Origin of the sequence: Paenibacillus sp. CAA11 (assembly GCF_003060825.1) — a bacterium.
Classification (GTDB): Bacteria; Bacillota; Bacilli; order Paenibacillales; family Paenibacillaceae; genus Fontibacillus.
The window spans coordinates 1,317,661-1,342,175 of the sequence record NZ_CP028922.1; the positions used below are offsets into that span (position 1 = coordinate 1,317,661).

Genomic DNA, 24,515 nt, shown 5'->3' on the forward strand with positions numbered 1-24,515 from the left:
GGTCATCTGCTGTGAAGCCGCATGGAAGGTTTGATGCACAGGCCGAACATGCAATTGTGCTTATTGATGGAGTATGTCATCTATGCCAGGGGTTAACCCGTTTCATCATCAGGCATGATCTGCCAGGTTATTTTCGCTTTGCCTCACTTCAGTCTCCGGTTGGCAGACAGATTCTTGCTCAGCAGGGTCTCACATCTGTGCCTGAAATTCCGGATACGATCATCGTGATAGAGAATGGGCAGGTATACGTTCGTTCTGAGGCGGTGGTGAGGATTGCGATGCAGCTTTCAATGCCGTGGAAGCTGGCGGCTGTTTTGCGTTTCTTTCCAAGAAGCTGGCGCGACCGAGCTTATCGTTACATTGCCCGTAACCGATATCGCTTCTTTGGCCGTGATGATACTTGTATGGTGCCCACGCAAGAGCTGAAGGAGCGCTTTTTGGATCTTGGGGAGCCCCGTTAATCTGGCTTGCCAGGAGGTTGGATCTGTGCTATTCTATTTGTAAAAATAAGGAACGTACAACGGAAGCACCGTTAAGAACCGATATTCGGTTTTTGACGGTGCTTTTTTTTGCGTTCTTTGAAAGGATTGATCACTTTTGGGTCCTGTGCGAATTGTACTGGGTGTAGAGGATGAGCAGTATATTGAGCTGTTTCTGGACTACATCCGCTGCAGCGAATACAGTAGGCGTGCACGAATACAGGCGTTTAGCCGTATTGATGATTTTGTAGAGCATCTGAATATGGGGGATTCGGGGAAAGCGGCTGTTATTCTTGCGGAGCTTCCTTTTCTAACCGAGCTTTCGCAGAGTGGACAGCCGGGAAACGCCGTTTACTGCTTAAGTGAACATGGAAGGGAGGATTATGCTGGGCAGGTGTTAATGAAGTATCAGCCGCTGAACGAGCTGCTTGATGCTGTGCTCAAAGGCCGGCCGGAATCAGGGGGGACGCTGAGGGAAGGAGGCCGGTCGCAGGCTCGGGTAATCGCTGTATATTCTGCTGCAGGAGGTAGCGGGAAGAGTACGGTAGCCCAGCAGCTTGTTAAGCTGCTGGGCACCGAGGGGATGAAGGTGTTCTATTTAAATCTTGAAACCTTCCAGGGGACAAGCGGAAATAGAACAGCCGGGGGAGGGCTTGAGCAGCTTCTATATGACTTGAAGGCAGCCTCCGAGCAGCAGGCTTACCCGGACCAGCCGGTATCACATTATGCCTCGGAGTCATCGGCGCTTAATGCGGATATCTTCGCCCCAGTAGAGAATATCAATGAATTGCTGGAGATGGATCAGGCCGATACTCTCCGCTTGATTGATTACATTGCAGATAGCGGGGAATATGAGCTGCTTGCGATAGATCTGGATTCCTATCCCAATGAGCGCACAAAGGCTGCTCTGGAGCGATGTGACCGGATCGTATGGCTTCTTACAGATGACATTGCAGTCTTATGCAAGGAGGCGCTTTGTATGAGCCAATTGGAGAAAGAACAGCTCTCTTTGACAAAACCAATGAATAAGACGCTATTTGTTCTCAATCGATACTTAGGAACCTTCCTGAATCAGACTCTCGGATTGGAAGTGATACCAGAGCTTACCCTCGCGTACATCCCTGAATGGAAGCAGTGTACACAGAGTCATGAGCTGCGCAATTCCTCGGCATTTCAGAGAGACCTGCTGAAGCTGCGCCGTGCCTTATTATCCGGAAGCTCCTTCGGCTTGAAGGAACAGGAGGAGATTTAAGTGCTGGAGTCCGAATTTAAAGCGCTTCGGACCGGAATTCGGTCCGGGCTGGATGTTACATCCTCCTATAGTGACGCGGAGCTCATAGCATATATTGAGAACTATTTGCGAAGAGAACAGGCGCTGAGTGACCTGACAGCCGGAGAGAAGCGCAGGCTTGTCCGACGGATGTATGATTCGTTCCGTGGGCTCGATCTGCTTCAGCCGTTAGTAGATGACCGCTCTGTAACGGAGATTATGATCAATAGCCATGAGGAGATTTTTATTGAGCGGGAGGGGAAGGTCGAACAAGTGGCTCTGGCCTTTGAGTCCAGGGATCGGCTGGAGGATATTATTCAGACTATTGTAGCTGGGGTGAACCGTGTAGTGAATGAATCTTCGCCTATCGTAGATGCCCGTCTGAAGGACGGGTCACGGGTGAATATCGTTCTCCCCCCTGTTGCCCTGAAGGGGCCGACGATGACGATTCGCAAGTTTCCGGAGAAACCGATGACTATGCAGGAGCTGGTTGAGCGTGAAGCGTTAAGCGGGGAGGCAGCAGAGTTTCTGAAGAAGCTGGTTGCAAGTAAATACAATATTTTTGTGAGCGGCGGAACTGGCTCCGGGAAGACGACCTTTCTGAACGCCCTGTCTCAATATATCCCGTCCGATGAACGGGTGATTACAATCGAAGACTCCGCGGAGCTGCAGATCGTGACCGTTCCGAATCTTGTCTCCCTGGAGACGAGGAATACGAATACCGAAGGACGGGGTGAGATTACGGTACGGGATCTCATCCGCTCATCTCTGCGCATGCGTCCAAACCGGATCGTAGTCGGCGAGGTGCGCGGCAGGGAAGCGCTGGATATGCTGCAGGCGATGAATACTGGGCACGATGGATCACTTTCAACTGGGCATTCAAACAGCACCAAGGACATGGTTAGTCGGCTTGAGACTATGGTACTCAGCGGTGCAGATCTTCCGATTCAAGTTGTTCGTCAGCAGATAAGCTCTGCTATAGATATCTTTGTGCATCTTGCCCGGCTTCGCGATCGCAGTCGCAGGGTCATGGAAATCTCTGAGGTAACCGGTCTTTCTCAAGGAGAAGTGATCATTCAGCCGCTTTATGTTTTTGAGGAGGCCGGGGAGCAGGAAGGCAGGATCTGTGGGCGGCTGCGGAGGACAGATCAGCAGCTGCAGCATACGGCTAAGTTAAGGATGGCCGGATATCCCGAAGAAGAAGGAGGGGAACGATACTGTTGAAGCAGAGCCCAGGACCAAAGTGTAAGAACCGGATAAGGACTAAGAGCTCCGGTGAATCAGGACTGCCTAGATATGATGAGTACGTGCTGACGCCCCGGCAGCGCCTTCTTACCTTGATGGCTGGCTGTGCTTGCCTGTTTGGAGTAGGCTATGTGTTTTTTCATCATTGTTTCCTGTCCTTGTTATTAGCGTTAGGCGGGGGAAGAGTCCCAAAATACTGGAGCCGGTATTTGCTACGAAGAAGACGGGAGATTCTTGGGCTTCACTTTAAACAGGCGCTGTATTCTTTATCCTCCTCTTTGGCAGCAGGCCGCTCTGTGGAGAATGGATTTCGCGAAGCTATACAGGATCTTCGCATGCTATATCCGGATGGGAACAATGACATGATTCGGGAGCTGAGCATTATTGTAACTCGTTTGGAGTACGGTCAGCCGATTGAGGAGGCGCTCATGGATTTCAGCCGCCGGGCAAGCAACGAGGACATTAACAATTTTGCAGATGTCTTCGTGACCTGCAAGCGCACTGGAGGGGATTTGGTTGAAGTGGTACGGAGGACCTCCAATGTGATTGGAGAGAAGCTGGAAGTCAGCCAGGAGATTGCTGTTCTAATCGCGCAGAAGAGGCTGGAATCCAAACTTCTACTAGGAGCACCAATTTTCTTTTTGATATTTATGAATTTAACATCACCTGACTATATGAAGCCTCTTTACAGTGGAGGAGGACTAATTATATCAGGGGTTGCACTGCTGCTGTTCGGGCTGTGCATGTTGTTAATCTCCAAGATTATGGATATACGCGTCTAGAAAGCGAGGGTGCTGCTATGGGTATTTGGCTGGTTCTTCTGGGAGTCATGACAGGGTCTTGGCTGTATCTGTTCCGTCGTTCCAAGGGAAAGTACACGGCATTCACCGTTCTGACTATGGAAGGGGTGAGGCTTCAGAGAATATCACCGCCCATGCTGTATTTGCTTGAAGCTATTCAGGTTTCGAAGAAGTTCCCTAACTTTTTCTTCAAGCTTGGAAGATCGGTGCGCAAGGTATATGGCGATTGGTCCAGTGGAGAGCTCGTTCTGCTGTATTTGGCGGAGATGCTCTCTTACATATGGCTCCTTATATGCAGCGGATGCATCCTTTCCTTGCTGATGGAAGGACAGGCTATAGGGTTTGTAGCAGGTACACTGTTGGCAATATTAATCCCTACTGCGCTCATCAGTGATCTCCATAGAAAGGTGGTGAAGCGAGAACAAGAAGTGATCATGGAGCTACCCGAACTGCTCAACAAGCTGATGCTGCTGGTAGGAGCCGGGGAGACTGTTCAGCGGGCGATGAAGCAGTGCTTGCAGCGCAAGAAAGGCAGTGAGTCTCATCCGCTTTATCGTGAATTGTTCCAGATGATGCGGGAGTGGGAGAGCGGATATTCTTTTCAGCAGGCCTTGGAAGGCTTTAGCCGCAGATGCGGAATTCAGGAGGTATCCGCCTTTTCAACAGCTGTGCTGCTTAATTTCCGCAGAGGGGGCAATGATTTTACGCTGGCGCTCCGGGACTTGTCGCATTCCTTGTGGGAGAAGCGCAAGGCGATATGCCGTACTCGGGGCGAACAGGCTTCATCCAAGCTTTTGCTGCCCATGCTGCTGTTGTTTGTAATTGTGCTGATGTTAGTTGGAACACCTGCTTTTATGATGATGAGTTTATGACGATATCCTTGGGAGGAATAGGGATGGAAATGAAGATGCATATTTCAAAGAAATACCGTGATTTTATGAGAGATGATCGGGGGTTGGGGATGCTTGAAATGATTCTGATCATAGCCGTGATCGTTATTATCGCGATTATTTTCAGAGACAAACTGAAGGACATTGTAGAGAGTCTGCTAGGGAAAGCGCAGAGTAAGACTGAGAAGTTTATGGATGATAAATGATTAAGTTTATTAAAGATAACCGGGGCGGTTTTACTTTGGAAGCTTCATTAGTTATGCCTATTGTGTTTATTACGCTGTTGATCTTGATGTTCTTCTGCATGTATCTCTATCAGAATGCAGTGCTTGGACAGCTGACGACGGTAGCTGCCGAACGAGCGGCATTTTCATGGAATGATAGTCACCGGGCGTCCCGTACAGGAGGCTTCGATGTTCGTGAGCGGGATCGTCTCTACTGGCGAATTGGGGAAGACGGTATGCTTAACGCCATATTAGGCAGAGATCATCAAGACGCAGCCAATCGGCTTCAGCTTCCGGCTTCAGCTGATGAGAGCTCTTCACTCTCCCTGAAGAAGCTAGCGAATACCGCTCAAGAAATTCCAAACCCGATGGAGGGGGCCATGGTTTACTCACACAGTTTGATGAAGCGGACAATTCAGGCTGAATTCACCCGGCTCGTGCCGCTACTTCCACTGGAACGGGTGCTTGGTCAGGAGCCAAGGCAGGCCGCTGAATCTGTAGCTTATGCCGTAGAGCCTGTAGAATGGATTCGCAGTATTGAGCTGGCCCGTTATTTAGGAGCTAAATTCACTGGTTCTGCATCAGCAGGCTTCTTCAGCAAGGAGGATGCAGGGAAGACGCTGGACTTATTCGGCAAGTGAGTCAGCTGATAGGAGTGTTATCATGTTCGATCACAAGCGCTCCGAACAAGGAGTAGTATCGGTATTTCTGATTCTAGTATTTGCGTTCATTTTTGCCTTTGTAGCTGTGTTTATTGATTATACAAGAATGGCTGCCTTACAGGCGCAAAGTGAAGTTAATGCCCACCGGGCGGTAAGCTCGGTAGCCTCGGCTTATGATCCGGAACTCCTGGATCGATATGGGTTATTCGCATATGGTCAGACAGATGAAGCGTATATCATGTCCAAGGTATTGCAAGACGGGTTCCATTTCAGCAGCCGTGAAAACAGTTTTAATCTGCTGGGCATCAACCTGGAGTCTTCCGAGCTTGATATGCTGCAGCCTCTTGGAAGCTACCCAGTTTTCGAGCAGCAGCTCCGTGAACAGATGAAGTATAAAGCTCCTATTAATTTCACCCTGGAGATATTCAATCATTTGCGCCCGCTGTCCCAGGTCATGAAGGAGGCATCCACCACGATGGACGTAATGGGGAAGCTGCAGAAGCTGTTTGATCAGCGAGAGCAGGTCTTGGATAAGGCGTTAGAGATTCAGAGAAGAGCTGCGGAGAAAGCAGGAAGGATGTCTGAGCTGGTGCCAGGCAGGAGGATCAGTTATATCTCAGACCAGACCATAGGCGGGACAATATCTACAGCCGAGCAGTCTGCCGCAGCATATGAGGACTATCGTACCAAACACCAAGCAGATAAGGAATTGCCTCCACTTGAAAGGCAATATTCTATGGAAATCATCGCATATCAGAGGGATGTCTCAAAGCTGTACAGCCAGCTTCAGAGCGGGCTGCAAGCTGCTAATCAGGAACATCTATCTTTATCTGAGGCTGAAGAGTTCATAAATAAGGCCAAAGCTTATAATGCCGAGATGGAGGTCGTCATACGGGAGTCAGAGCAGAGGCCTGCTCTAGCTAGTTATGACAGTGTGTCCTCATCAAAGACTGCTGCCTTGTCAGAACATGTGCCTGGAAGTGAAGAGATTGAGAAGATTCGGCAGCAATCTAGAGGGCTGCTTCGCGATGAAGCATTCTTTGAACAAGCGCTTGCTGTCATTCAAGAACAGCGCATGCACTTCAATCAAGTGAAGCCGGCTGTTCAAGCATTAAGTAATTATAGTGGACCCTTACTGTCCGGATCTGCCGAGCCCTTCGAGCTTAAGAGCAGAGTCATAGAGACCGCAGGACAATTAGCCGGTTATGCTCAGAAGTTCATCGATAAAGGTACCGGGAATGCCATAGATCAGACTGCTGCACGGGTCGATGCGCATCGTACCCACGAGACTGAGCGGAAAGCACTGGAAGCTAAGGCGAAGGGGGGATTGAAGGAAGCGGGAAATATGCTGGGGCGTATTTCTTCGCTGAAGAGCAGGCTTCAAGCGCAGCAGCGATCTTTTGACCTGCTGAAACAGTATGGCGAAGAGAACGAGAGGTTTAACGAAGAAGCTGCAGCTCATGAAACGGCCGGCCGTAAACTGAATAGCACCGACATATATGATGAAGGTACAAATTCTATGAAGAATATGGATGATCTCTATGGGGGACTTGCTGATTTGCTCACAGGAATGACGGATAGATGTTTTCGCTCAGAATATGTAGCTGAGTATTTCCAAGCATTTGATGTTACTAAGCTAAAGGAGCTTATAGGCGGAAATGATCAGGATTTCTCCGGAGCCCTTGATCAGTTTGGCAGCGATCAACAGGAAATGGAGTATATCTTATACGGATTCCATAATCCGGTTGGTAATGTAGCCGCTGCTTACAGTGAAATATTCGCGACGCGCCTTGCTATTCGAACGATGGAGGGCTTTATCGTAAATGCGAACAAAGGGCACCCGCTAATTATCCTGGCTGCCGCATTGCTGTATGGGATAGAACATGCGGTTCAAGACCTGGTGACCTTAACGCGGACCGGCAGCATTCCGGTTAGCAAATACATAAAGTTCGAATTATCTTATAAGGATCATTTGCGGATATTCATGCTCTTACACGGGGGAGGAAATGATCAATTGACCCGCATGCTGGCACTGATTCGGCTGAACACATCCATTAATCCAACTGAGCGTGCTACATATGTATCCAGTAAGGTTACAACTAGTATCCGTTTATTTTTTTTACCGGGCGTAGCCAGAATGCTGAATGCTGCGGGAATAATCAACGGGCGTGTGAAGGGAAGTCGATATTATGCTGTCAAGCAAGCCGACTATTCCTATTAAGGAGCTGAAAGGTACCAGAGGGAGCATCGTTCTCGAGGCCGCGTTAGTTCTGCCCTTCTTCATAATGTTTTTGTTCTTTTTTATCTATTTTGTTCAGATGACGATCATCTCTACGAGGATGAATATGGCGGTTACCAATGCAGTCAGGCAGGTGTCTGCTCATATTTACCCGGTGGCTTTGGCAGTTCATTCTGATGACGGTGATCCATTGGAGCGCAAAGGTAGGGAATTGGGTCTGCCTCGTCTATCGCCAGAGGATTTAGCTAAGGAATATGGATCCAAGCTTCCTGAACCACTCTCAGGATGGCTGCAGTCTGCGGCAGCTGCTGGACAAGAACCACTAGAGAACCTGAAGAGTCAGGCTGCGGAAGCTGTCCTGGACCCTGCACTTAAGCCGATCTTGAAGTCCTTTGTTATAGAGGCCGGATTGGAACTGGATCGCCTGCATGTCACGGGCGTTACAGTACCTGATTTGAAATCTGGAAAGACACCGTACTTTGCCATTGAGGTTAGTTATGTTCTGCCTATAAGAGTACCCTTTGTCTATCGGCCAGTTGTCCTTCAGACCAAGGCGGAGGAACGCTTATGGATCGGGGACACGGATGAGCTGGCGGGTGCAGGCAAGGGGGGAGATGGCGAGGGGGGCACAGGCCAAGCGGCCGTTGTTCTTGAGAAGCCTAACCCGGCACTGGCCGGGCATAAAGCCAAGATTAGGGCAAGGCTAGCTCCAGGAGTATCTGCAACCCTGTCCGTGTACTACAAGAGTGGGCAGAGCGTAGCCAAATATTTGGGACAAGCGACGGCAGATAGCAATGGAATTCTGGAATGGAACTGGCTTGTAGGAGGGAATACCACTCCCGGAACTTGGCAGTTTGTCATAGAAGCAGCGGAGGGTGCGCGTACTGTGGATATTTTTACGGTTGGAAGCCCGGAGCGGAAATAGGAGGTATTTATGCAGTTGCCGTATATAGGGTGTGCATTGTTTGTTGTTTTAGCTTTCATTACAGATATCAGAACGATGAAGATTCCTAATAAGGTCACGATATCATTTTTCTTATCTGGTTTGCTGTATCAACTGATTGCCGGGGGCTGGTCTGGGGTTGTATACGGTTTGAAGGGATCCCTATTAGGATTTGGAATTCTGTTTCTGCTGTATTGCTTCCGTACGGTTGGGGGAGGTGATGTGAAGCTGTTCGGCGGAATTGGGGTCTGGACGGGCATGAGCTTCACATTATCATCCCTTGTTTACTCCATTGTTATAGCAGGAATCATTGGCTTCTTTATTCTGCTTATTCGGCGAGAAGTATTCCGCCGGATTAGCCTTGCCCTCCGGAGCATCCTCGGCGCGGTGATCATTCGTAGTCTGCTCCCGATCCGGCATGTAGAAGGGGAGATGCTCCATTTTCCCTTCATGCTGGCCGTACTGCCAGGCTGTATCTTAGCTTATCTGTATATATAGGGGTGGATAGACGTTGGAATTGTTGAGCGGATGGAAAACCGAATTTGTCAATGATGGGCATACTTTTATGGTCCTTACTAAAGAGAGTGGTCTTCACTCTGCGGATCTAAGCCATATTCAGTGCAATATGCTTGCTTCTGCGCATGTCCCTGGGCTGCTGGAGCTGCATGTGAAGGAAATGGACTATAAGGCAAGTCTTCATTATGGCATTTCAGGACTTAGGATGCTGGCTCAAGGCATGAAGGGTGAGAAAATTGCAATGACAGACTATTATGGACTGCTGCTGCAAGCTGTTTCCATTCTGGATAATTGCAAACTCTACATGTTGAAGATGTCTAATTTTATATTGGATGAGAAGTATATATTTTATAGGGATTCTCTTATTGGAGGAAGAATCTATTTTACCTACCTTCCGCTTCAAGACGGGGGGCTGAATGTTGCCTCAAATGAGGCAGAGCGTTTTCTCGCCTTTGCTATGAGGCTGGTGACATGTGTAAGTAGTTTAGAGGGAATAGGGATTCAACGACTAGTGGATTTTTGCGGCAGTGGCCAATTTTCCTATGGAGCCCTTCGGACGCTATTGCTTGAATTACTAGAAGGACGGACTGGGCTGGCCGAGGTGCGGGATAGTCCTCAAGACCTTCAGTCCTCCTTATCAAATCCCTCGAGAGAAAGAGATCAACGGAAAATCATAGGAGAGCGAGGCAGGGAAGCGGGGGGCGACAGAAGTAATGGGAACAGTGGGCCAGCGTATATGAAGATACAGGGGAATTCGCCAGCCGCAGGAGGACGACTGAAGAAGCCGTTCCAAGAAGACCAGCGCTTTGCGGCAGCGGGAAGGATCTCGTCTTCTACTTCAATACAGGAGCAGGAGGCATTGCCCGATTCCGAACATTTTCCGTCCAAAATAAGAACTTATCTATGTTTGGGGGCTGCGCTTGCGGCGTCTCTTGTCTGGAAGTTTCTTTATCTGGATAGACCGGGCACTGTCCAATTATGGATTAGCACAGCATTAACCGTAGTCATTATAGCCGGTGCCTTTGGGATGGTCACGGGAAGATTGCGTATCCCATTCTTTAAGCAGGAGACGGACAGTGAAGAGCTTGAAGCGGAGGATAGTAGTAGCAGGGGGAATTTCTCATCTGCCAAAGTAAATTGGAACGAGATTTTCTCTGGAGAATCATTGGAAAGTCATCAGCATAATGTTGTGAGCAGGCAGTCGGTAGAGGATGAACCGCTAATTCCACCAAGGCAGCCGATTATTCGCAAGAATGCAGAGTATGAGGCAGAAGCAAAATGGCGGTGGAATGATGCCTTTCTTAGTTCAGAGAAGAGCTCAAGCTTATTGGGAGCCGCTGCAGGCTCGGAGAGGTATGAGCCCAACGTAGAGCAGGTGATGGATGATCGGTCTCTTTCGGAGTCCTATTATGCTGAACTGGGCGGGCGAACTCAGCTGTTATCCTCCCGGCGAGAAGCAACTGTTCTCCTAGGTAAAGACAGTCTTATAGAAGAACGGGGCAGCGTAAACGGTTCGCTAAGCCGTCCAAGCCGTTACTTGGAACGCCGGGAAGGAGAGCACGGGATACCGGAGCGGATTGAGCTCAAGCCAGGAAGCTTCATCATTGGCCGGTCAGGGGAAGTAGCCCAGTACGTCGAGACAACGGTCGGCGTCTCCAGGGCCCATGTAGAGATTATGCTGCAGGAAGACAGCTGCGGATTGAAAGATCTGGGTTCCAAGAACGGAACCCTATTAAGAGGAGAGCCGATGGTCCCTTATAAAGACTATCAGCTGAAGCCTGGTGATGAATTTACAATTGCAGCAGCTATTTATAAATTATGCTAGGCGTATGCAGGATCATAAAGGTTAGGAGTAATTTTGTTCGACATATAACCATGCACAAATTATCCTTGTGCACTTGGCTCAATCGAGGGCTGACCCTAAAGCTCCGCTGTATCGTAGATCCTTCAGAGCACTTTTCAAATCTGCAAATTGAAACTGGAATCCGCTTTGAAGAGCTTGCTGTGGAAGGACACGCTGCCCATCAAGCAGAAGGGTGGCACGCTCACCCAGCACGATGCGCATCAGCCTCTCAGGCAGTGGGAACCAGTGGGGTCTGCGGTATACGCTGCCTATCGTTCGGCCGAACTCATCATTGGTTACAGGCTTTGGAGCGGTCGCATTTACCGGTCCATTCAGCGTGGAATGCTTTATACAATGATCAATAAGCCGCACTAGATCATGAAGATGAATCCAGGACATCCACTGGCTGCCGCTTCCTATCCGGCCTCCAAATCCGAGCATATAGGGAAGCTTGATCAGAGGGAAGGCTCCTCCTGAATGGCCCAGTACAAGCCCTGTTCTCAGCTTTACTGTGCGTATTCCAAGCGATGTGAAAGCATCCGCCTCTGACTCCCAGTGCACACAGACCTCCGATAAGAAGTCTGAGGGGCAGATCGTAGAGCTTTCGTCAAAGGTATCCTCTGTGGAAATTCCATAGATACCTACGGCAGAGCTCTGAATCAGCACTTTCGGCTTAGTGGTGAGCTTTGCTAAGAGGCTGGAGGCTTGTTTAACCGTCTGGACTCTCGAATTTAGGATGCTGTTCTTGGCCGAAGAGGTCCACCGCTGATTGAGAGACGCTCCGGCCAGGTTTACAAAGCCATCCAGCCCTTCAAGGACAGTGGAATTGGCCAGGGCCTCCTCCCAGGTTATGTGCTTCACCTTTTCGCTGCTTATCTGCTTAGTTATCTTGGTTATCCTTCGTGACAGGACAATAATTTCGTGTCCTTCCCGGCTCCAATATTTCGTTAAGGCTTGACCGATGAAGCCGGAGCCCCCGCCTATGGCAATGCGCATTATACAAGCCTCCTTAGAATGTTTCAAATGCTCGTATTATTGACCTTGAATTATACCTTATTTCTAGATTTATTTCAGAATTCAAGATAAAATAAAGCTTATCTTGATTGGAGAGACGCTTTGAATGGCTAAATAAAGCCGGAAGCGGTTTTTCCAACAGCTGAAAGGGGTACTTTGAAATGCTAAGAATTGGCTCCCACGTTTCTTTCTCCGATAAAGGGTTGATCAGCGCGACGAAAGAGGCGGCTTCCTACGGATCAAGCTCGTTCATGATATATACCGGTGCACCTCAGAATACGCGCCGCAAGCCTATAGAATCGATGAATATTGAAGAAGGCAAAGAGCTCATGAAGGCTGCCGGCATGGATGATATTGTTGTACATGCTCCCTACATCATTAATCTAGGCTCTTATAAGTCGAACACCTATGAGCTTGCTGTTGATTTCCTACAGGAGGAAATTCGCCGCACCCATGCGATTGGGGTCAGCAACATTGTGCTTCATCCGGGAGCATACACAGATAAGGACGCAGACTATGGGATACAGCGAATTGCGGACGGGTTAAATGAAGTGCTGAACGGAACAAATGAGACAGATGTTCATATTGCACTGGAGACGATGGCTGGAAAAGGAACGGAGATGGGTCGTTCTTTTGAAGAGATCGCTCGAATTATTGACAAGGTTACTCACAACGAAAGGCTCACTATCTGTATGGATACCTGTCATATCCATGATGCGGGCTATGACATCGTTAACGACTTGGATGGAGTGCTGGAGCAGTTCGATAAGACGGTTGGACTAAACCGAATTGCTGTGGTTCATATCAATGACAGTAAGAACCCGGTCGGAGCGCGCAAGGACCGCCATACTCCGATTGGGACAGGCTGGATCGGCTTTGAGACCATTAACCGGGTCGTTCATCATGAAGCCCTGCAAGGTCGTCCTTTTATTCTTGAGACACCTTGGATCGGCAAGGATGCGAAAACACAGCGCCCCATGTATGAAGCTGAAATTGCACTGCTGCGGGGGGATACGGCTGAACGCTTTGGTGAAGGCTTCTTGACAGAGGTTGAGATGCTCGGATCATTCTTCACTAAGCAAGGAATCGTTCCGCGCAGCTTTGTGCTTGATACATGGACCCTGTTGAAAAATGATGCCAAGGCGAAGAAGGCGGATCCGCGCGAACCGCTGGAGCGGCTGTATGACCTTGTTGCTGAAGCCAGCATCTTTCCTGAATTGTCGGAAGAAGCTATTAATCAGCGTTTGATTGCGTGTCTGGCACAGGGGTAAGCGGGCAAGGGAGTCTTAGCCGTTTATGAGAAGATCACCAATTTGAGGAGGCAGGAGAACAAGGATGGATACACACTTGAAGAACTACAATACTGGCGGATTACAAAGCGTTAAGAATAGCAACCGGGCACGTATGCTGATTTCCTGCCCCGATGGGCCTGGGATCGTAGCGGCAGTATCCCGCTTTTTGTATGATCACGGGGCGAATATTGTCCAGTCGGACCAATATACGATGGACCCGGAGGGTGGCATGTTCTTCATGCGAGTGGAATTTGACCTTGCGGAGCTGGACAAGCGCCTGCCTCTACTTGAACAAGACTTCAGTAAGGTGGCTGAGGGCTTTCAAATGGAATGGGCCATTTATCCGCTTAGCCGCAAGAAGAAGCTTGCCATCTTTGTCTCCAAAGAGGATCATTGCCTGGTAGAGCTGCTATGGCAGTGGCAGGCCGGGGATCTGGATGCAGATATCGCTATGGTGATCAGCAACCATCCTGACATGAAGGAATATGTGCAATCGTTCGGGATTCCGTATCATCATGTACCTGTTACGCCGGACACCAAGCCTGAAGCTGAACGGCGACAGCTTGAGCTGGTCAACGGGCAAGTAGACTTGATTGTTCTGGCCAGATACATGCAGATTGTATCCCCGGGATTGATCCAGCCCTATCGGAACCGGATTATTAATATCCATCACTCCTTCCTCCCTGCCTTTGTGGGGGGCAAACCCTATGCGCAGGCCTATGACCGCGGGGTAAAGATTATTGGAGCAACGGCTCATTATGTTACCGAAGAGCTTGATGGCGGGCCGATCATTGAGCAGGACGTTCAGCGAGTTAGCCACCGCGATGATGTTGCCGAACTGAAGCGAATTGGCCGTACCATCGAACGGGTTGTGCTAGCCAGAGCGGTCAAATGGCACATTGAGGACCGGATTTTGGTGCATCAGAATAAAACCGTTGTATTTTAAAGTGGAGGTACCTTTAGCTTCTTGAAGTAGGGTAACTCTATCTATATAGCGTTTCTACAGCACATCGATGCTTAGAGGCGCTTTTTTCTATCCAAAAAATGTAGACTAAAAGTTTGCTGCCCGTATAAAAGGCTAACCAGAAAGGGTAATGTATGGGAGATGGGACCTCAGGGCAATAGTTCTGTATAAAGAACATTCTCCAAACGGTATAGATATCAGCTCGCAAAGTATGTTACAATAACTGCGCATATAAAAAGTCAGTTTGACTTTTTCAAAGTGATGTAATTGAATTGAGCAACCCCAAACCAACATATTCCTAGTAGGAATGAGGAGGAAACAGCGTAATGAGTTCTATAGAAGACAACAAAAAGATCGACGCTCTGTCGATTACAACCATCCGGACTTTGGCGATTGACGCCATTGAGAAGGCGAAATCGGGTCACCCTGGCATGCCTATGGGATCTGCGCCAATGGGATATCAATTGTTCGCAAAGACAATGAACCACAATCCTGAAAATCCAACTTGGATCAATCGTGACCGTTTTGTACTGTCGGCAGGACACGGTTCCATGCTGCTATACAGCCTGCTTCACCTGAGCGGATACGATCTTTCTCTTGACGATCTGAAGCAGTTCCGTCAATGGGGAAGTAAAACTCCAGGTCACCCTGAATTCGGACATACTGCTGGCGTTGACGCTACCACTGGCCCTCTGGGACAAGGGATCTCCATGGCTGTAGGTATGGCAATGGCTGAAGCTCAACTTGCAGCTACTTATAACAAAGGTGATCACAACATCATCGACCACTATACTTACGGCATCTGCGGCGATGGCGACCTGATGGAGGGTGTATCCTCCGAAGCGGCTTCTCTTGCTGGCCATCTGAAGCTTGGCAAGCTGATCTTCCTGTATGATTCTAACGACATCTCCCTGGATGGCGAGCTGAACCTCAGCTTCTCCGAAAATGTAAGACAGCGTTTTGATGCTTATGGTTGGCAGACGCTGCTTGTGAAGGACGGCAACGATTTGGACGCACTTGCTGCAGCTATTGAAGAAGCGAAGAAGGACACTTCCCGTCCTACCCTGATCGAAGTTAAGACCGTTATCGGTTACGGAAGCCCGAACAAGCAAGGTAAAGGCGGCCATGGCGGTACTCACGGTTCTCCGCTCGGCGCTGAAGAAGCTAAGCTGACTAAAGAATTCTACAAATGGGTATACGAGGAAGACTTCTACGTTCCAGAGGATGTGCGCAGTCATTTTGCCAAAGTGAAAGAAAGCGGCATTGCTGTGAACAAAGCTTGGGATGAGAAGTTTGCGAAATATAAAGCAGAATTCCCTGAGCTGGCTGCTCAGTTTGAGCAAGCTACAGCAGGCAAGCTGCCTGCTAACTGGGATGCTCAGCTACCTAAATATACTGCTGAAGACAAAGCGCTTTCCACACGCGTGGCTTCCGGTAATGCACTGAATGGTCTGGCTCAAGGCGTTCCTAACCTTGTGGGCGGATCTGCAGACCTTGAAAGCTCCACAATGACTCATTTGAAGGGTCTTCCAGTATATACTCCAAGCAGCTATGAAGGACGCAATATTTATTTTGGTGTGCGTGAATTCGGTATGGCTGCTGCCATGAACGGGATTGCTCTGCACAGCGGACTGAAGGTGTTTGGCGGTACGTTCTTCGTATTCACCGATTACCTGCGTCCAGCTATTCGTCTGGCCAGCATCATGAAGCTGCCTGTGACTTATGTGCTGACCCATGACAGTATTGCTGTTGGTGAAGATGGACCTACGCACGAGCCGATCGAACAATTGGCTTCTCTGCGCATTATTCCAGGTCTGACTGTCATTCGTCCGGCAGACGGCAACGAGACTTCTGCAGCATGGGCTTATGCTGTTGAGAATACATCGAATCCGGTAGCTCTGGTGCTGACTCGTCAGAACCTGCCTATTCTTGAGAAGACAGGTGAGCTTGCTCGTGAAGGTATTAAGCGCGGCGGTTATGTAGTATCCGAAGCGAAGGACGGCAAGCCAGTAGCTCAGATTATCGCTACAGGTTCAGAAGTTCAGCTTGCGGTTAAAGCTCAAGCGAAGCTGGCAGAAGAAGGCGTACATGTACGCGTCATCAGCTTGCCAAGCTTTGACCTGTTCGAGAAACAGGATAAAGCTTACAGAGATTCTGTAATCCTGCCTGACGTGAAGGCGCGTGTAGCTGTTGAAATGGCGAGCCCATTCGGATGGGAACGCTATGTAGGCGACAGCGGCAAGATTCTTGCAATCGATACGTTCGGTGCTTCCGCTCCTGGCGACAAAGTGATCGAAGAATACGGCTTTACCGTAGAGAATGTTGTGAAGCTCGTTAAAGAACAGTTGTAAGATAAATAGGGAATAGGTTATAGCGCCCCTGGCGCTCATCTTTGACATGACGAAGGAGCGGGATCCGTATGGCTCAGCTGCAAAATGTTACGGTCGATAAGGCTGCTAATGTATATTTTGAAGGCAAGGTAACCAGCCGTACAGTCTGGCTTCAGGACGGGAGCAAGGTGACGCTGGGAATTATGCTTCCGGGCACCTATGAATTCGGTACGGATTCGGCAGAATTGATGGAGATTCTCTCCGGAGAATTGAAGGTGCTTCTGCCAGGTCAAGCTGAGTGGACTGAGATCCGGGGACAAGGCACCTTTGAGGTGCCTGCCCATTCATCCTTCCAGGTGGAAGTACGCGCTGTAACGGACTATCTTTGCTCCTACAGCAATCAATAAGATAAGAAAGGGCGGGCCCCGTATACCGGGGTTCGCCCTTTCATTATTTTTGTAAAGCAGGATGAATCACGCAGATTAGGATTCGAGCGGTTTGCCGCCGATCGTTTGTCCGATCCACTGCTCGTACACCTTGACGACAGAGGATAGGTCTTCATCGCCAAAGCCTTGGGTTTGTCCCGCCTGGAACAAGCTCTTGGCCATGTTCAGCATAGGCGAAGGGATGGAGGCGTTGTCCGTCAGGGAGGAAGCAAGCTTCAAGTCTTTAAGCATCAAGGCGAGCGAGAACTGGTTCGCAAAGTTATGCTGAATGATTTTGCGGCCTTTGAGCTCGGCTGCTTTGCTGCCGGCCGATCCAAGCTGTACCAGCTCCAGGAAGGAATCTGCGGGGAGGCCGGATTTAGAGGCGATGGCGAAGCCTTCGGCAAGCGCAAGATTGTTGATGCCGACAATCGTATTGTGAGCGAGCTTAGCTACCGATCCGCTGCCGTTCTCACCCATAGGAAGAATCTTTTTGCCGAGGGTGTCAAAGATATCGCTATGGGCCTGAATGGCCTCAAGAGGACCACCAATCATAAAGACGAGCGTGCCATCAATGGCAGCCGGAGAGCTTCCGGTTACGGGCGCATCGAGGAAGATGCCACCGAGCGCTTCAGTCTTGCGGGCTAATTCGCGTGATAGGGCTGGAGAAATGGTGCTGCAGTCGATGACCGTGGTGCCTTGTCCAATTCCGGCCAGCACGCCTTCTGGGCCTTCATAGACGTCTGCGATGGAAGTATCGTCACTAACCATTGTGATGACGACTTGCCGGCCAGCTGCAGCTTCACGGGGCGTCTTAGCAAGGGCGGCACCTTCCTTCACAAGCTGCTCAGCTTTAGATGCTGTGCGATTATAAACGATCAGGTCATATTGCTGCTTCAGCAGATTGGATGCCATGGGCGCACCCATTGTACCTAACCCGATAAAACCGATTGTTTTCATAGTTTTCACCTTCTATGCGTATTGGTTAAGTCGTTATAATTCTAACATGCTTGAAGAGGGAGTGTATATGATGCCCTTGTCTTCCTTTTCGATTTACAGTATCCTAGGTTTAAGTTGTGTGTTAGCTTTGGATAGAATCCATACAAATTAACGGAGGCGTTATCGAAATGTCTAAAAAAGTAAGCTTCGACTATAGCAAAGCCCTTTCTTTTGTAGGCCAACATGAAATCGACTATTTTGCTGAGCCGATTCGCCTGGCACATGAACAATTACATAAAGGAACCGGTGCAGGTTCTGACTATCTGGGATGGATCAACCTTCCTACTGATTATGACAAAGAGGAGTTTGCCCGCATCCAGCAGGCTGCGAAGAAGATTCAAGGCGACTCTGACGTTCTGATTGTTATCGGAATCGGCGGCTCCTATCTGGGAGCGCGCGCAGCGATTGAATCCCTGTCGCATTCCTTTTACAATCTGCTGCCGAAGGACAAGCGCAAGACTCCGGAAATTTATTTTGCCGGCAATAACATCAGCTCCACTTATGTGAATCACCTGCTCGAGCTGATTGAAGGCAAGGATTTCTCCTTGAACGTCATCTCCAAGTCCGGTACAACCACTGAGCCTGCGATTGCTTTCCGTATTTTCCGTGCAGCTCTGGAGAAGAAGTACGGCAAGGAAGAAGCTCGCAAGCGGATTTATGCTACAACAGACCGCGAGAAGGGCGCTTTGAAGAAGCTGGCTAATGAAGAAGGCTACGAAACCTTCGTTATTCCTGATGATGTAGGCGGACGCTATTCTGTGCTTACAGCTGTAGGTCTTCTGCCAATCGCAACTGCGGGCATCAACATCGAAGAGATGATGCAGGGCGCTGCGGATGCGGCAAAAGAATTTAGCAACCCGAACGTGGCCGAGAATGGTGCTTATCAATACGCGGCGGTTCGTAACGCTCTTTACCGCAAGGGTAAAGCAACGGAAATTCTCGTGAACTATGAACCTTCCCTTCACTATGTATCCGAATGGTGGAAGCAGCTGTATGGCGAAAGCGAAGGCAAGGATTACAAAGGAATCTTCCCGGCTTCCGTAGATTTCTCCACCGATCTGCATTCCATGGGTCAGTTCATCCAAGAAGGCAACCGCAACATCTTTGAAACGGTGATTCAAGTAACGGAAGTGCCTAGCCACATTACCATTGAATCGGATCCTGCCGATCTGGACGGGCTGAACTTCCTGGCCGGCAAGACGCTGGATTTTGTAAATAAGAAAGCATTCCAAGGTACTCTGCTTGCACATACGGATGGTCAAGTACCGAACCTGATCGTTAATATTCCAGACTTGACGCCTTATTCCTTCGGCTACCTGGTTTACTTCTTCGAGAAAGCCTGCGGCATCAGCGGATATCTGCTCGGCGTGAATCCGTTCGATCAACCGGGCGTTGAAGCTTACAAGAAGAATATGTTTGCTTTGCTTGGCAAGCCAGGTTATGAGAAGGAAAAAGCAGAACTGGAAGCAAGACTTTCCGAATAAGCATGAAGCAAAATTTCCAAATCCCATAGGGTAGGAAGTACCAAAGAAAGCAGTTCACCGTGGATCAAGCGGAAGGGCTGCTTTCTTGGCACATAAAAGGGTGGTTGTATCATATGCTGGATCAATACAAAACCGTGCGTTCCGCAGGGAATAAAGAGATTGTGATCAAGAAATCAAGATTTATTGGCCATGTTATGCCGGTTGAGCGGGAAGAAGACGCGATTCAATTTATTGAAGAGATCAAGAAGAAGCATTGGAATGCGACTCATAATTGTTCTGCTTACATGATTGGGGAGCGGGATGAAATCCAGAAGCAGTCTGATGATGGGGAGCCAAGCGGAACAGCAGGCAAGCCTATTCTTGAGGTGATTAAGCATCAAGGCCTCAAAAATGTGGCTATCGTAGTTACCCGTTATTTTGGCGGTATAATGCTTGGGGCAGGCGGACTTATTCGGGCTTATACCGATGGTGCTGTAGCGGCCATTGAAGCTGGAGAAGCGATTACGAAGGTGCTGCATAAAGAGATCAAGGTGGAGCTAGACTACACCTGGCTAGGCAAGGTGGAGAACGAGCTCAGAAATAGGGAAATCCGCACAGGGCCCACTGCATTTGCGGACAAGGTAACACTCATGTGCTTGCCACTGGATCGGGAAGCCGAATCCTTCAAGGCTTGGATGACGGATTTGACCCAAGGTCAATCTGCAATTACGGAAGGTGATAAGATTTATTATATCGAAGGGGAATAAGCTATGGCGAGAAGAGCAGTCGATCAGGAGCTGTCCAGGGAGCGAATTATGGATGCCGCAAGGCATCTATTCATAACCAAGGGATATCGGGCGATTTCGATGCGCAGCATTGGACAGCATTTAGGATACAGCCATGGTTCGCTTTACTACCACTTTAAGGAGAAGGCAGAACTGTTTTACGCAATTGTTGTACAGGATTTTGAGCATGTCTACGTGCTCTTTGATCAGGTGATATCACGTCCGCCTATCGCGGGCTTCAGCACAATTGAACAGCTGATGCTTGAATTTATTAAATTTGGTTTGGAGCACCCTTTTCAATATGAGATCATGTTCATGTTAAGAGACGATGAGATTTTGGCATACTGCCGCTCTGAACAGAACAAGTGCTTTGATAAATTTTCTTGTATTGTCCGCAGTTATATGAAGGAAGGGCAAATTGACCCGGAGCATAGCTCAGCACTGGCGCAGAGTATGTTTCTGGGCATACATGGCTTTATTTCTTACCATATTCAAGGTAGGACGGCTTTTGAAGATGTGCAGTCAAGTGCTGTTCAACATGTCAAAAATCTATGTCGCTGCTTGTAAATTAACGTGAAGAGCGTTTTTATTTTTAGTCTCTTGCTTTATTCAATTACATTATTATAGCTACAACTCTTTAAAACGTTGCATGATAGATGTATCATTATGTACTGAAGGATGCTTATGTTGTTAATCGGAGCGCACCCGCCTTTGGACACACCCTATGAACAAAGGATCCCTTCCGCCCTTATTATACACTGATATGTGCCTCAGCATTTGAGCCCATTAGGTGCGCCCCTTCCTCTCCTTGATAGAAGACGGGGCTTTTTTATTTCCGGGTAAAAAAGTATAGTTAACATTAGAATAGAGATCTCTGTAGAAAAGCAGGAAGAGGAGTGAATGCAGCAGGATGGACAAGCTATATTTTTGGGGAACCGGGGATGCGATGGGGGTTCCTAGAGTATACTGCGATTGTGCTGTCTGTGAGGAGGCCCGAATGGAAGGCGTCAACCGGCGCTACCGCTCTTCCGTGTGGGTTGAAGGAGAGCAGGACTTCCTTATTGATTGCGGGCCAGACTTCCGGCAGCAAATGGAACGGGCAGGACTCAAGTATGCCGAGCATATTCTCATCACCCATGCGCATTTTGACCACATTGGCGGCTTGCCGGAATGGGCGGATGCTTGCCGCTGGATGGGCCGGCGGGGACAGCTCTATGCTCCGCAGGAGGTACTCGATATGATCATCCGCCAGTATCCGTGGTTAAGCAGAAACCTTGATTTTCATATTGTAGATCCGGAGCAAGGCCTCATGCTAGGGGGCTGGAACATTACAGGCTGGAAGGTGAACCATGGCAAGAACGGCTTTGCTTACGCTTACCGGCTTGAGAAGGAAGGCTACGCATGGGCCTATTGTTCCGATTCCATTGCTCTCTCCGAGAAAGAGAAGAAGCCGCTATATGGCTTGGATCTGCTTGTGCTGGGGACGAGCTTCTATAAGGAACAGGCAGCTTTTGAAACCCGTTCGGTGTATGACATGGTTGAAGCCTTAGAGCTGATTGAAGAGGTTAAGCCGGAGCGCACCCTATTTACGCATATGTCGCATGACGTGGACTTGAACCGGGACTATGCGCTGCCTGCTTATGTGCAGATTTCCCATACAGGGCTGAAGATCGAATTAGCCAAGTGCAGCAAATAAACTATGAAAATAAACAGGCGCCTTCTCTCCAAAGAGAACTAGATTGTTCTCTTTGGAGAGAAGGCGCCTTAACTCTGTGTATTGAACAAAATCCGCTAACGAAAAATTATGCTTCCTGGCCTAATACGAACTTGTCGATGACATGCTTAACGCCATCTTCATTATTGGACAGTGTTACATAGTCCGCAAGCTCCTTAAGCGGAGCAATGGCATTGCCCATGGCAACACCCAGACCGGCTGTTTCAAGCATTTCATGATCGTTCCAGGAGTCACCGATGGCGATCGTTTCGCTTAGGGAGCAGTCAAAGTGCTTGGCAAGGAACTCAAGGGCAATACCTTTGGTTCCCTCTTTGTGCATGATTTCCAGGAAGTAAGGCTTAGACTTGGTGATATGAACACCGTCACCCAGCAGCTCGCGAAGAATCGGGGAGAGCTCGTCCAAGAAGTCGGGATCGTCAATAATTAGCATTTTCGGGGTCGGACGGCTGACGAGCTTCTCAAAATCTGGCTCAATGGTATACGTGGTGCCGTTCAGATTCGCATAATCAATCAGTTTCTGGTTCTCCTCACGCGCATACAGGTGATCTTCTACATAGGTCTGCAAATGCAGGTTATGTTCGATGCAGTATTGAAACAGCTTGCGTGCAGCATCTACAGGTACGTAGCGCTCGTACAGAACCTTCTCATCCAGCAGATTCTTAACCAGAGCTCCCTGATACGTAATAATGGGAACGTTCAGACCGGTCTGGCGGGCAATGGCCTGAGCAGAGGCATAGGCGCGTCCGGTTGCAAGGGTTACGACAACGCCGGCAGCTACGGCCTTCTCTAAGGCTTCTTGTGTAGCGGGGGTGACTTCTTTGTTATCGTTGATCAGCGTATCATCAATATCTATAGCCATCAGTTTATACTTGGACATGGTTCTCTCTCCTTCTCTTTAAACAGCCTGCTGCTTGCTCTTGCTATACTAGTAGACAGGCTGCATCTCTATTTTCTGTTCCCGAGCCTATTCCTCCAGGAATACCAGACCGATGAAGTCTTCCTTCTCCAGGTTTCCGAAGTAGTGCTTCACATCAATGTCCTCCAGAGCTTTCCGCACATCGTTCTCCTCATAGCGGATGCCGCGCAGCGCATTCTCGATATCACTTACGTCGCCAACTCCGAAGAAGTCACCGTAGATTTTGATTTCCCGAATGTGGCCTTCCTTAATATCCATCCGAATATCAATGATGCCAACAGGGAATTTCTTCGCATGCTTCACATTGCACTCCGGCGATAAGCCGTAGTTCCAGTCCCAGTTCCGATACCGCTCTTCAGAGATCTGGTGAATCTTCTTCCAATCGTCTTCCTTCAATACATATTGAGGCACCGCATTGGGTTCCATTCCGAAAATGTGACGAAGCAGCTCAGAGCGGAACTCTTCAATCGTCATCTTGGTATCCATGAAATCAATAATATTGGCTACACGGCTGCGTACGGACTTGGTGCTCTTGGATTTGAACTTCTCCGGATTGGCGTGGAGGGAAGCCTGTACATGCTCCAAATTCAAATTGAACATCAGGGTACCGTGGCTGAACATCCGGCCGCGGGTAGAGAACTGGGCGTTCCCGGAAATCTTCTGCTCGCCGACCTGCAGATCGTTGCGGCCTGTCAGCTCTGCCTGAACGCCGAACTGGTGCAGCGCCTCAACCACCGGCTGGGTAAATTTGCGGAAGTTGTGAAAGGACTGACCGTCGTCCTTGGTAATAAAACTGAAGTTCAGGTTGCCAAGGTCATGGTATACCGCTCCTCCGCCAGACAAGCGGCGGACTACCTGGATGCCGTTCTCCTTCACATACTCTGCATTAATTTCTTCAATCGTGTTCTGGTGCTTGCCGATGATGATAGACGGCGCGTTGATGTAGAAGAGCAGATACGTCTCATCCGCAGGCAGGTGCCGAAGCGCATATTCTTCGATCGCTAGGTTGATCGAGGCATCATGGATGCCCTGGTTATCGATAAATAACATAATCGTTGTGCCTCCAGTGTGATCTGAAATTCGAAATACTCGTCCTTTCTATTGTAAACCAAGTGAGGAATCAGCACCAAAGATTTTGTCAGGGTTTTTCCTTATTATTGTATATCCTCTCTTTTTCACCTATAATCCTATAGAGAAAGAAGCCTTGAGATAAGCGAATACCTCCAATCCTCATGCGGTCCCGGTCTGCAGGCACCTGCCTTAGTAGCGCCGGGTTAATAGGGAATCCGGTGTAAATCCGGAGCGGTCCCGCCACTGTAACCGGGGACCTTTGCCAAGATTCAAGAAGAGCCACTGATCTGCGCCACAGCAGATGGGGAAGGTGAGGCAAGGGTTAATTAACCCGGAAGTCAGGAGACCTGCCCATGAGGGGAACCGATAGTCCTTCGAGGAAAAGGATAACGTTCTGCCGGAAATGACGC

The 24,515-nt window shown here is 49.1% G+C and carries 23 protein-coding genes and 1 riboswitch; of the genes, 19 read left to right on the forward strand and 4 right to left on the reverse strand.

Going from position 1 to position 24,515, the window contains the following annotated elements; all coding sequences use genetic code 11:
* The first annotated feature begins 11 nt into the window (after positions 1-11).
* The 11 genes from DCC85_RS06085 to DCC85_RS06135 all read left to right on the forward strand — a co-directional run bounded on the left by DCC85_RS06085 (position 12) and on the right by DCC85_RS06135 (position 11,093).
* On the forward strand, positions 12-461 hold the full coding sequence (locus tag DCC85_RS06085) for a thiol-disulfide oxidoreductase DCC family protein (protein ID WP_108464775.1): 450 nt from the start codon (positions 12-14) through the stop codon (positions 459-461).
* A gap of 136 nt (positions 462-597) precedes the next feature.
* The gene (locus DCC85_RS06090) at positions 598-1,731 is read left to right on the forward strand and encodes a CpaE/TadZ family protein (protein WP_108464776.1); all 1,134 of its coding nucleotides are present in this window, start codon (positions 598-600) and stop codon (positions 1,729-1,731) included.
* Positions 1,732-2,973, forward strand: a complete 1,242-nt coding sequence (locus DCC85_RS06095) for a TadA family conjugal transfer-associated ATPase (protein WP_108464777.1) — start codon at positions 1,732-1,734, stop codon at positions 2,971-2,973.
* Positions 2,964-3,776, forward strand: a complete 813-nt coding sequence (locus DCC85_RS06100; RefSeq protein WP_442789535.1) for a type II secretion system F family protein — start codon at positions 2,964-2,966, stop codon at positions 3,774-3,776. The genes DCC85_RS06095 and DCC85_RS06100 overlap by 10 nt, the downstream gene beginning before the upstream one ends.
* A 17-nt stretch (positions 3,777-3,793) precedes the next feature.
* Positions 3,794-4,666 carry a type II secretion system F family protein gene (locus tag DCC85_RS06105; RefSeq protein ID WP_108464778.1) on the forward strand — a complete coding sequence of 291 codons (873 nt, stop codon included), beginning with the start codon at positions 3,794-3,796 and terminating at the stop codon, positions 4,664-4,666.
* Between the two features lie 23 nt (positions 4,667-4,689).
* Positions 4,690-4,890, forward strand: a complete 201-nt coding sequence (locus DCC85_RS06110) for a Flp1 family type IVb pilin (RefSeq protein ID WP_442789524.1) — start codon at positions 4,690-4,692, stop codon at positions 4,888-4,890.
* A complete protein-coding gene (locus DCC85_RS06115) occupies positions 4,887-5,549 on the forward strand; it encodes a TadE family protein (protein ID WP_108464779.1) in 663 nt (220 codons plus the stop codon). Before DCC85_RS06110 ends, DCC85_RS06115 begins: the two co-directional genes overlap by 4 nt.
* A gap of 22 nt (positions 5,550-5,571) precedes the next feature.
* Positions 5,572-7,791: a hypothetical protein gene (locus DCC85_RS06120; protein ID WP_108464780.1), complete on the forward strand. Its 2,220-nt coding sequence runs from the start codon at positions 5,572-5,574 to the stop codon at positions 7,789-7,791.
* Entirely contained in the window at positions 7,760-8,734 is a 975-nt protein-coding gene (locus DCC85_RS06125) for a pilus assembly protein (RefSeq protein ID WP_108464781.1), read from the forward strand. The genes DCC85_RS06120 and DCC85_RS06125 overlap by 32 nt, the downstream gene beginning before the upstream one ends.
* Positions 8,735-8,743: 9 nt before the next feature.
* Complete coding sequence (locus tag DCC85_RS06130; RefSeq protein WP_108464782.1) at positions 8,744-9,250, forward strand: A24 family peptidase; 507 nt, start codon at positions 8,744-8,746, stop codon at positions 9,248-9,250.
* 13 nt (positions 9,251-9,263) lie between these two features.
* The gene (locus DCC85_RS06135) at positions 9,264-11,093 is read left to right on the forward strand and encodes a DUF6382 and FHA domain-containing protein (protein WP_108464783.1); all 1,830 of its coding nucleotides are present in this window, start codon (positions 9,264-9,266) and stop codon (positions 11,091-11,093) included.
* Between the two features lie 78 nt (positions 11,094-11,171).
* On the opposite strand, the gene DCC85_RS06140 is transcribed toward DCC85_RS06135, so the two are convergent.
* The gene (locus tag DCC85_RS06140) at positions 11,172-12,107 is read right to left on the reverse strand and encodes a TIGR01777 family oxidoreductase (protein WP_108464784.1); all 936 of its coding nucleotides are present in this window, start codon (positions 12,105-12,107) and stop codon (positions 11,172-11,174) included.
* A 179-nt stretch (positions 12,108-12,286) separates the two neighbouring features.
* Here DCC85_RS06140 and DCC85_RS06145 point away from each other — a divergent pair, with 179 nt between their 5' ends.
* The 4 genes from DCC85_RS06145 (at position 12,287) to ppnP (ending at position 17,118) form a co-directional block, all read left to right on the forward strand.
* A complete protein-coding gene (locus DCC85_RS06145; RefSeq protein ID WP_108464785.1) occupies positions 12,287-13,396 on the forward strand; it encodes a deoxyribonuclease IV in 1,110 nt (369 codons plus the stop codon).
* Positions 13,397-13,460: 64 nt separating this feature from the next.
* The gene (gene purU / locus DCC85_RS06150; RefSeq protein ID WP_108464786.1) at positions 13,461-14,363 is read left to right on the forward strand and encodes a formyltetrahydrofolate deformylase; all 903 of its coding nucleotides are present in this window, start codon (positions 13,461-13,463) and stop codon (positions 14,361-14,363) included.
* A 344-nt stretch (positions 14,364-14,707) separates the two neighbouring features.
* Positions 14,708-16,732: a transketolase gene (gene tkt / locus DCC85_RS06155; RefSeq protein ID WP_108464787.1), complete on the forward strand. Its 2,025-nt coding sequence runs from the start codon at positions 14,708-14,710 to the stop codon at positions 16,730-16,732.
* Between the two features lie 68 nt (positions 16,733-16,800).
* Complete coding sequence (gene ppnP / locus DCC85_RS06160) at positions 16,801-17,118, forward strand: pyrimidine/purine nucleoside phosphorylase (protein ID WP_108464788.1); 318 nt, start codon at positions 16,801-16,803, stop codon at positions 17,116-17,118.
* A gap of 75 nt (positions 17,119-17,193) precedes the next feature.
* On the opposite strand, the gene DCC85_RS06165 is transcribed toward ppnP, so the two are convergent.
* Entirely contained in the window at positions 17,194-18,096 is a 903-nt protein-coding gene (locus tag DCC85_RS06165; protein WP_108464789.1) for an NAD(P)-dependent oxidoreductase, read from the reverse strand.
* Positions 18,097-18,263: 167 nt separating this feature from the next.
* Between DCC85_RS06165 and DCC85_RS06170 the strand changes: the two genes are divergently transcribed.
* The 4 genes from DCC85_RS06170 to DCC85_RS06185 all read left to right on the forward strand — a co-directional run bounded on the left by DCC85_RS06170 (position 18,264) and on the right by DCC85_RS06185 (position 22,079).
* Entirely contained in the window at positions 18,264-19,619 is a 1,356-nt protein-coding gene (locus DCC85_RS06170) for a glucose-6-phosphate isomerase (RefSeq protein WP_108464790.1), read from the forward strand.
* Positions 19,620-19,732: 113 nt separating this feature from the next.
* Entirely contained in the window at positions 19,733-20,365 is a 633-nt protein-coding gene (locus tag DCC85_RS06175) for a YigZ family protein (RefSeq protein WP_108464791.1), read from the forward strand.
* Between the two features lie 3 nt (positions 20,366-20,368).
* Positions 20,369-20,950, forward strand: a complete 582-nt coding sequence (locus DCC85_RS06180; protein WP_108464792.1) for a TetR/AcrR family transcriptional regulator — start codon at positions 20,369-20,371, stop codon at positions 20,948-20,950.
* 343 nt (positions 20,951-21,293) lie between these two features.
* Positions 21,294-22,079: an MBL fold metallo-hydrolase gene (locus DCC85_RS06185; RefSeq protein WP_108464793.1), complete on the forward strand. Its 786-nt coding sequence runs from the start codon at positions 21,294-21,296 to the stop codon at positions 22,077-22,079.
* A 106-nt stretch (positions 22,080-22,185) separates the two neighbouring features.
* On the opposite strand, the gene DCC85_RS06190 is transcribed toward DCC85_RS06185, so the two are convergent.
* Together DCC85_RS06190 and DCC85_RS06195 are read right to left on the reverse strand one after the other, a co-directional pair.
* Positions 22,186-22,995, reverse strand: coding sequence for a Cof-type HAD-IIB family hydrolase (locus DCC85_RS06190; RefSeq protein ID WP_108464794.1), 810 nt, complete (start codon positions 22,993-22,995; stop codon positions 22,186-22,188).
* An 87-nt stretch (positions 22,996-23,082) separates the two neighbouring features.
* Positions 23,083-24,084, reverse strand: coding sequence for a lipoate--protein ligase (locus DCC85_RS06195; RefSeq protein WP_108464795.1), 1,002 nt, complete (start codon positions 24,082-24,084; stop codon positions 23,083-23,085).
* A 168-nt stretch (positions 24,085-24,252) separates the two neighbouring features.
* Positions 24,253-24,473, forward strand: a riboswitch (cobalamin riboswitch).
* Positions 24,474-24,515: the final 42 nt, after the last annotated feature.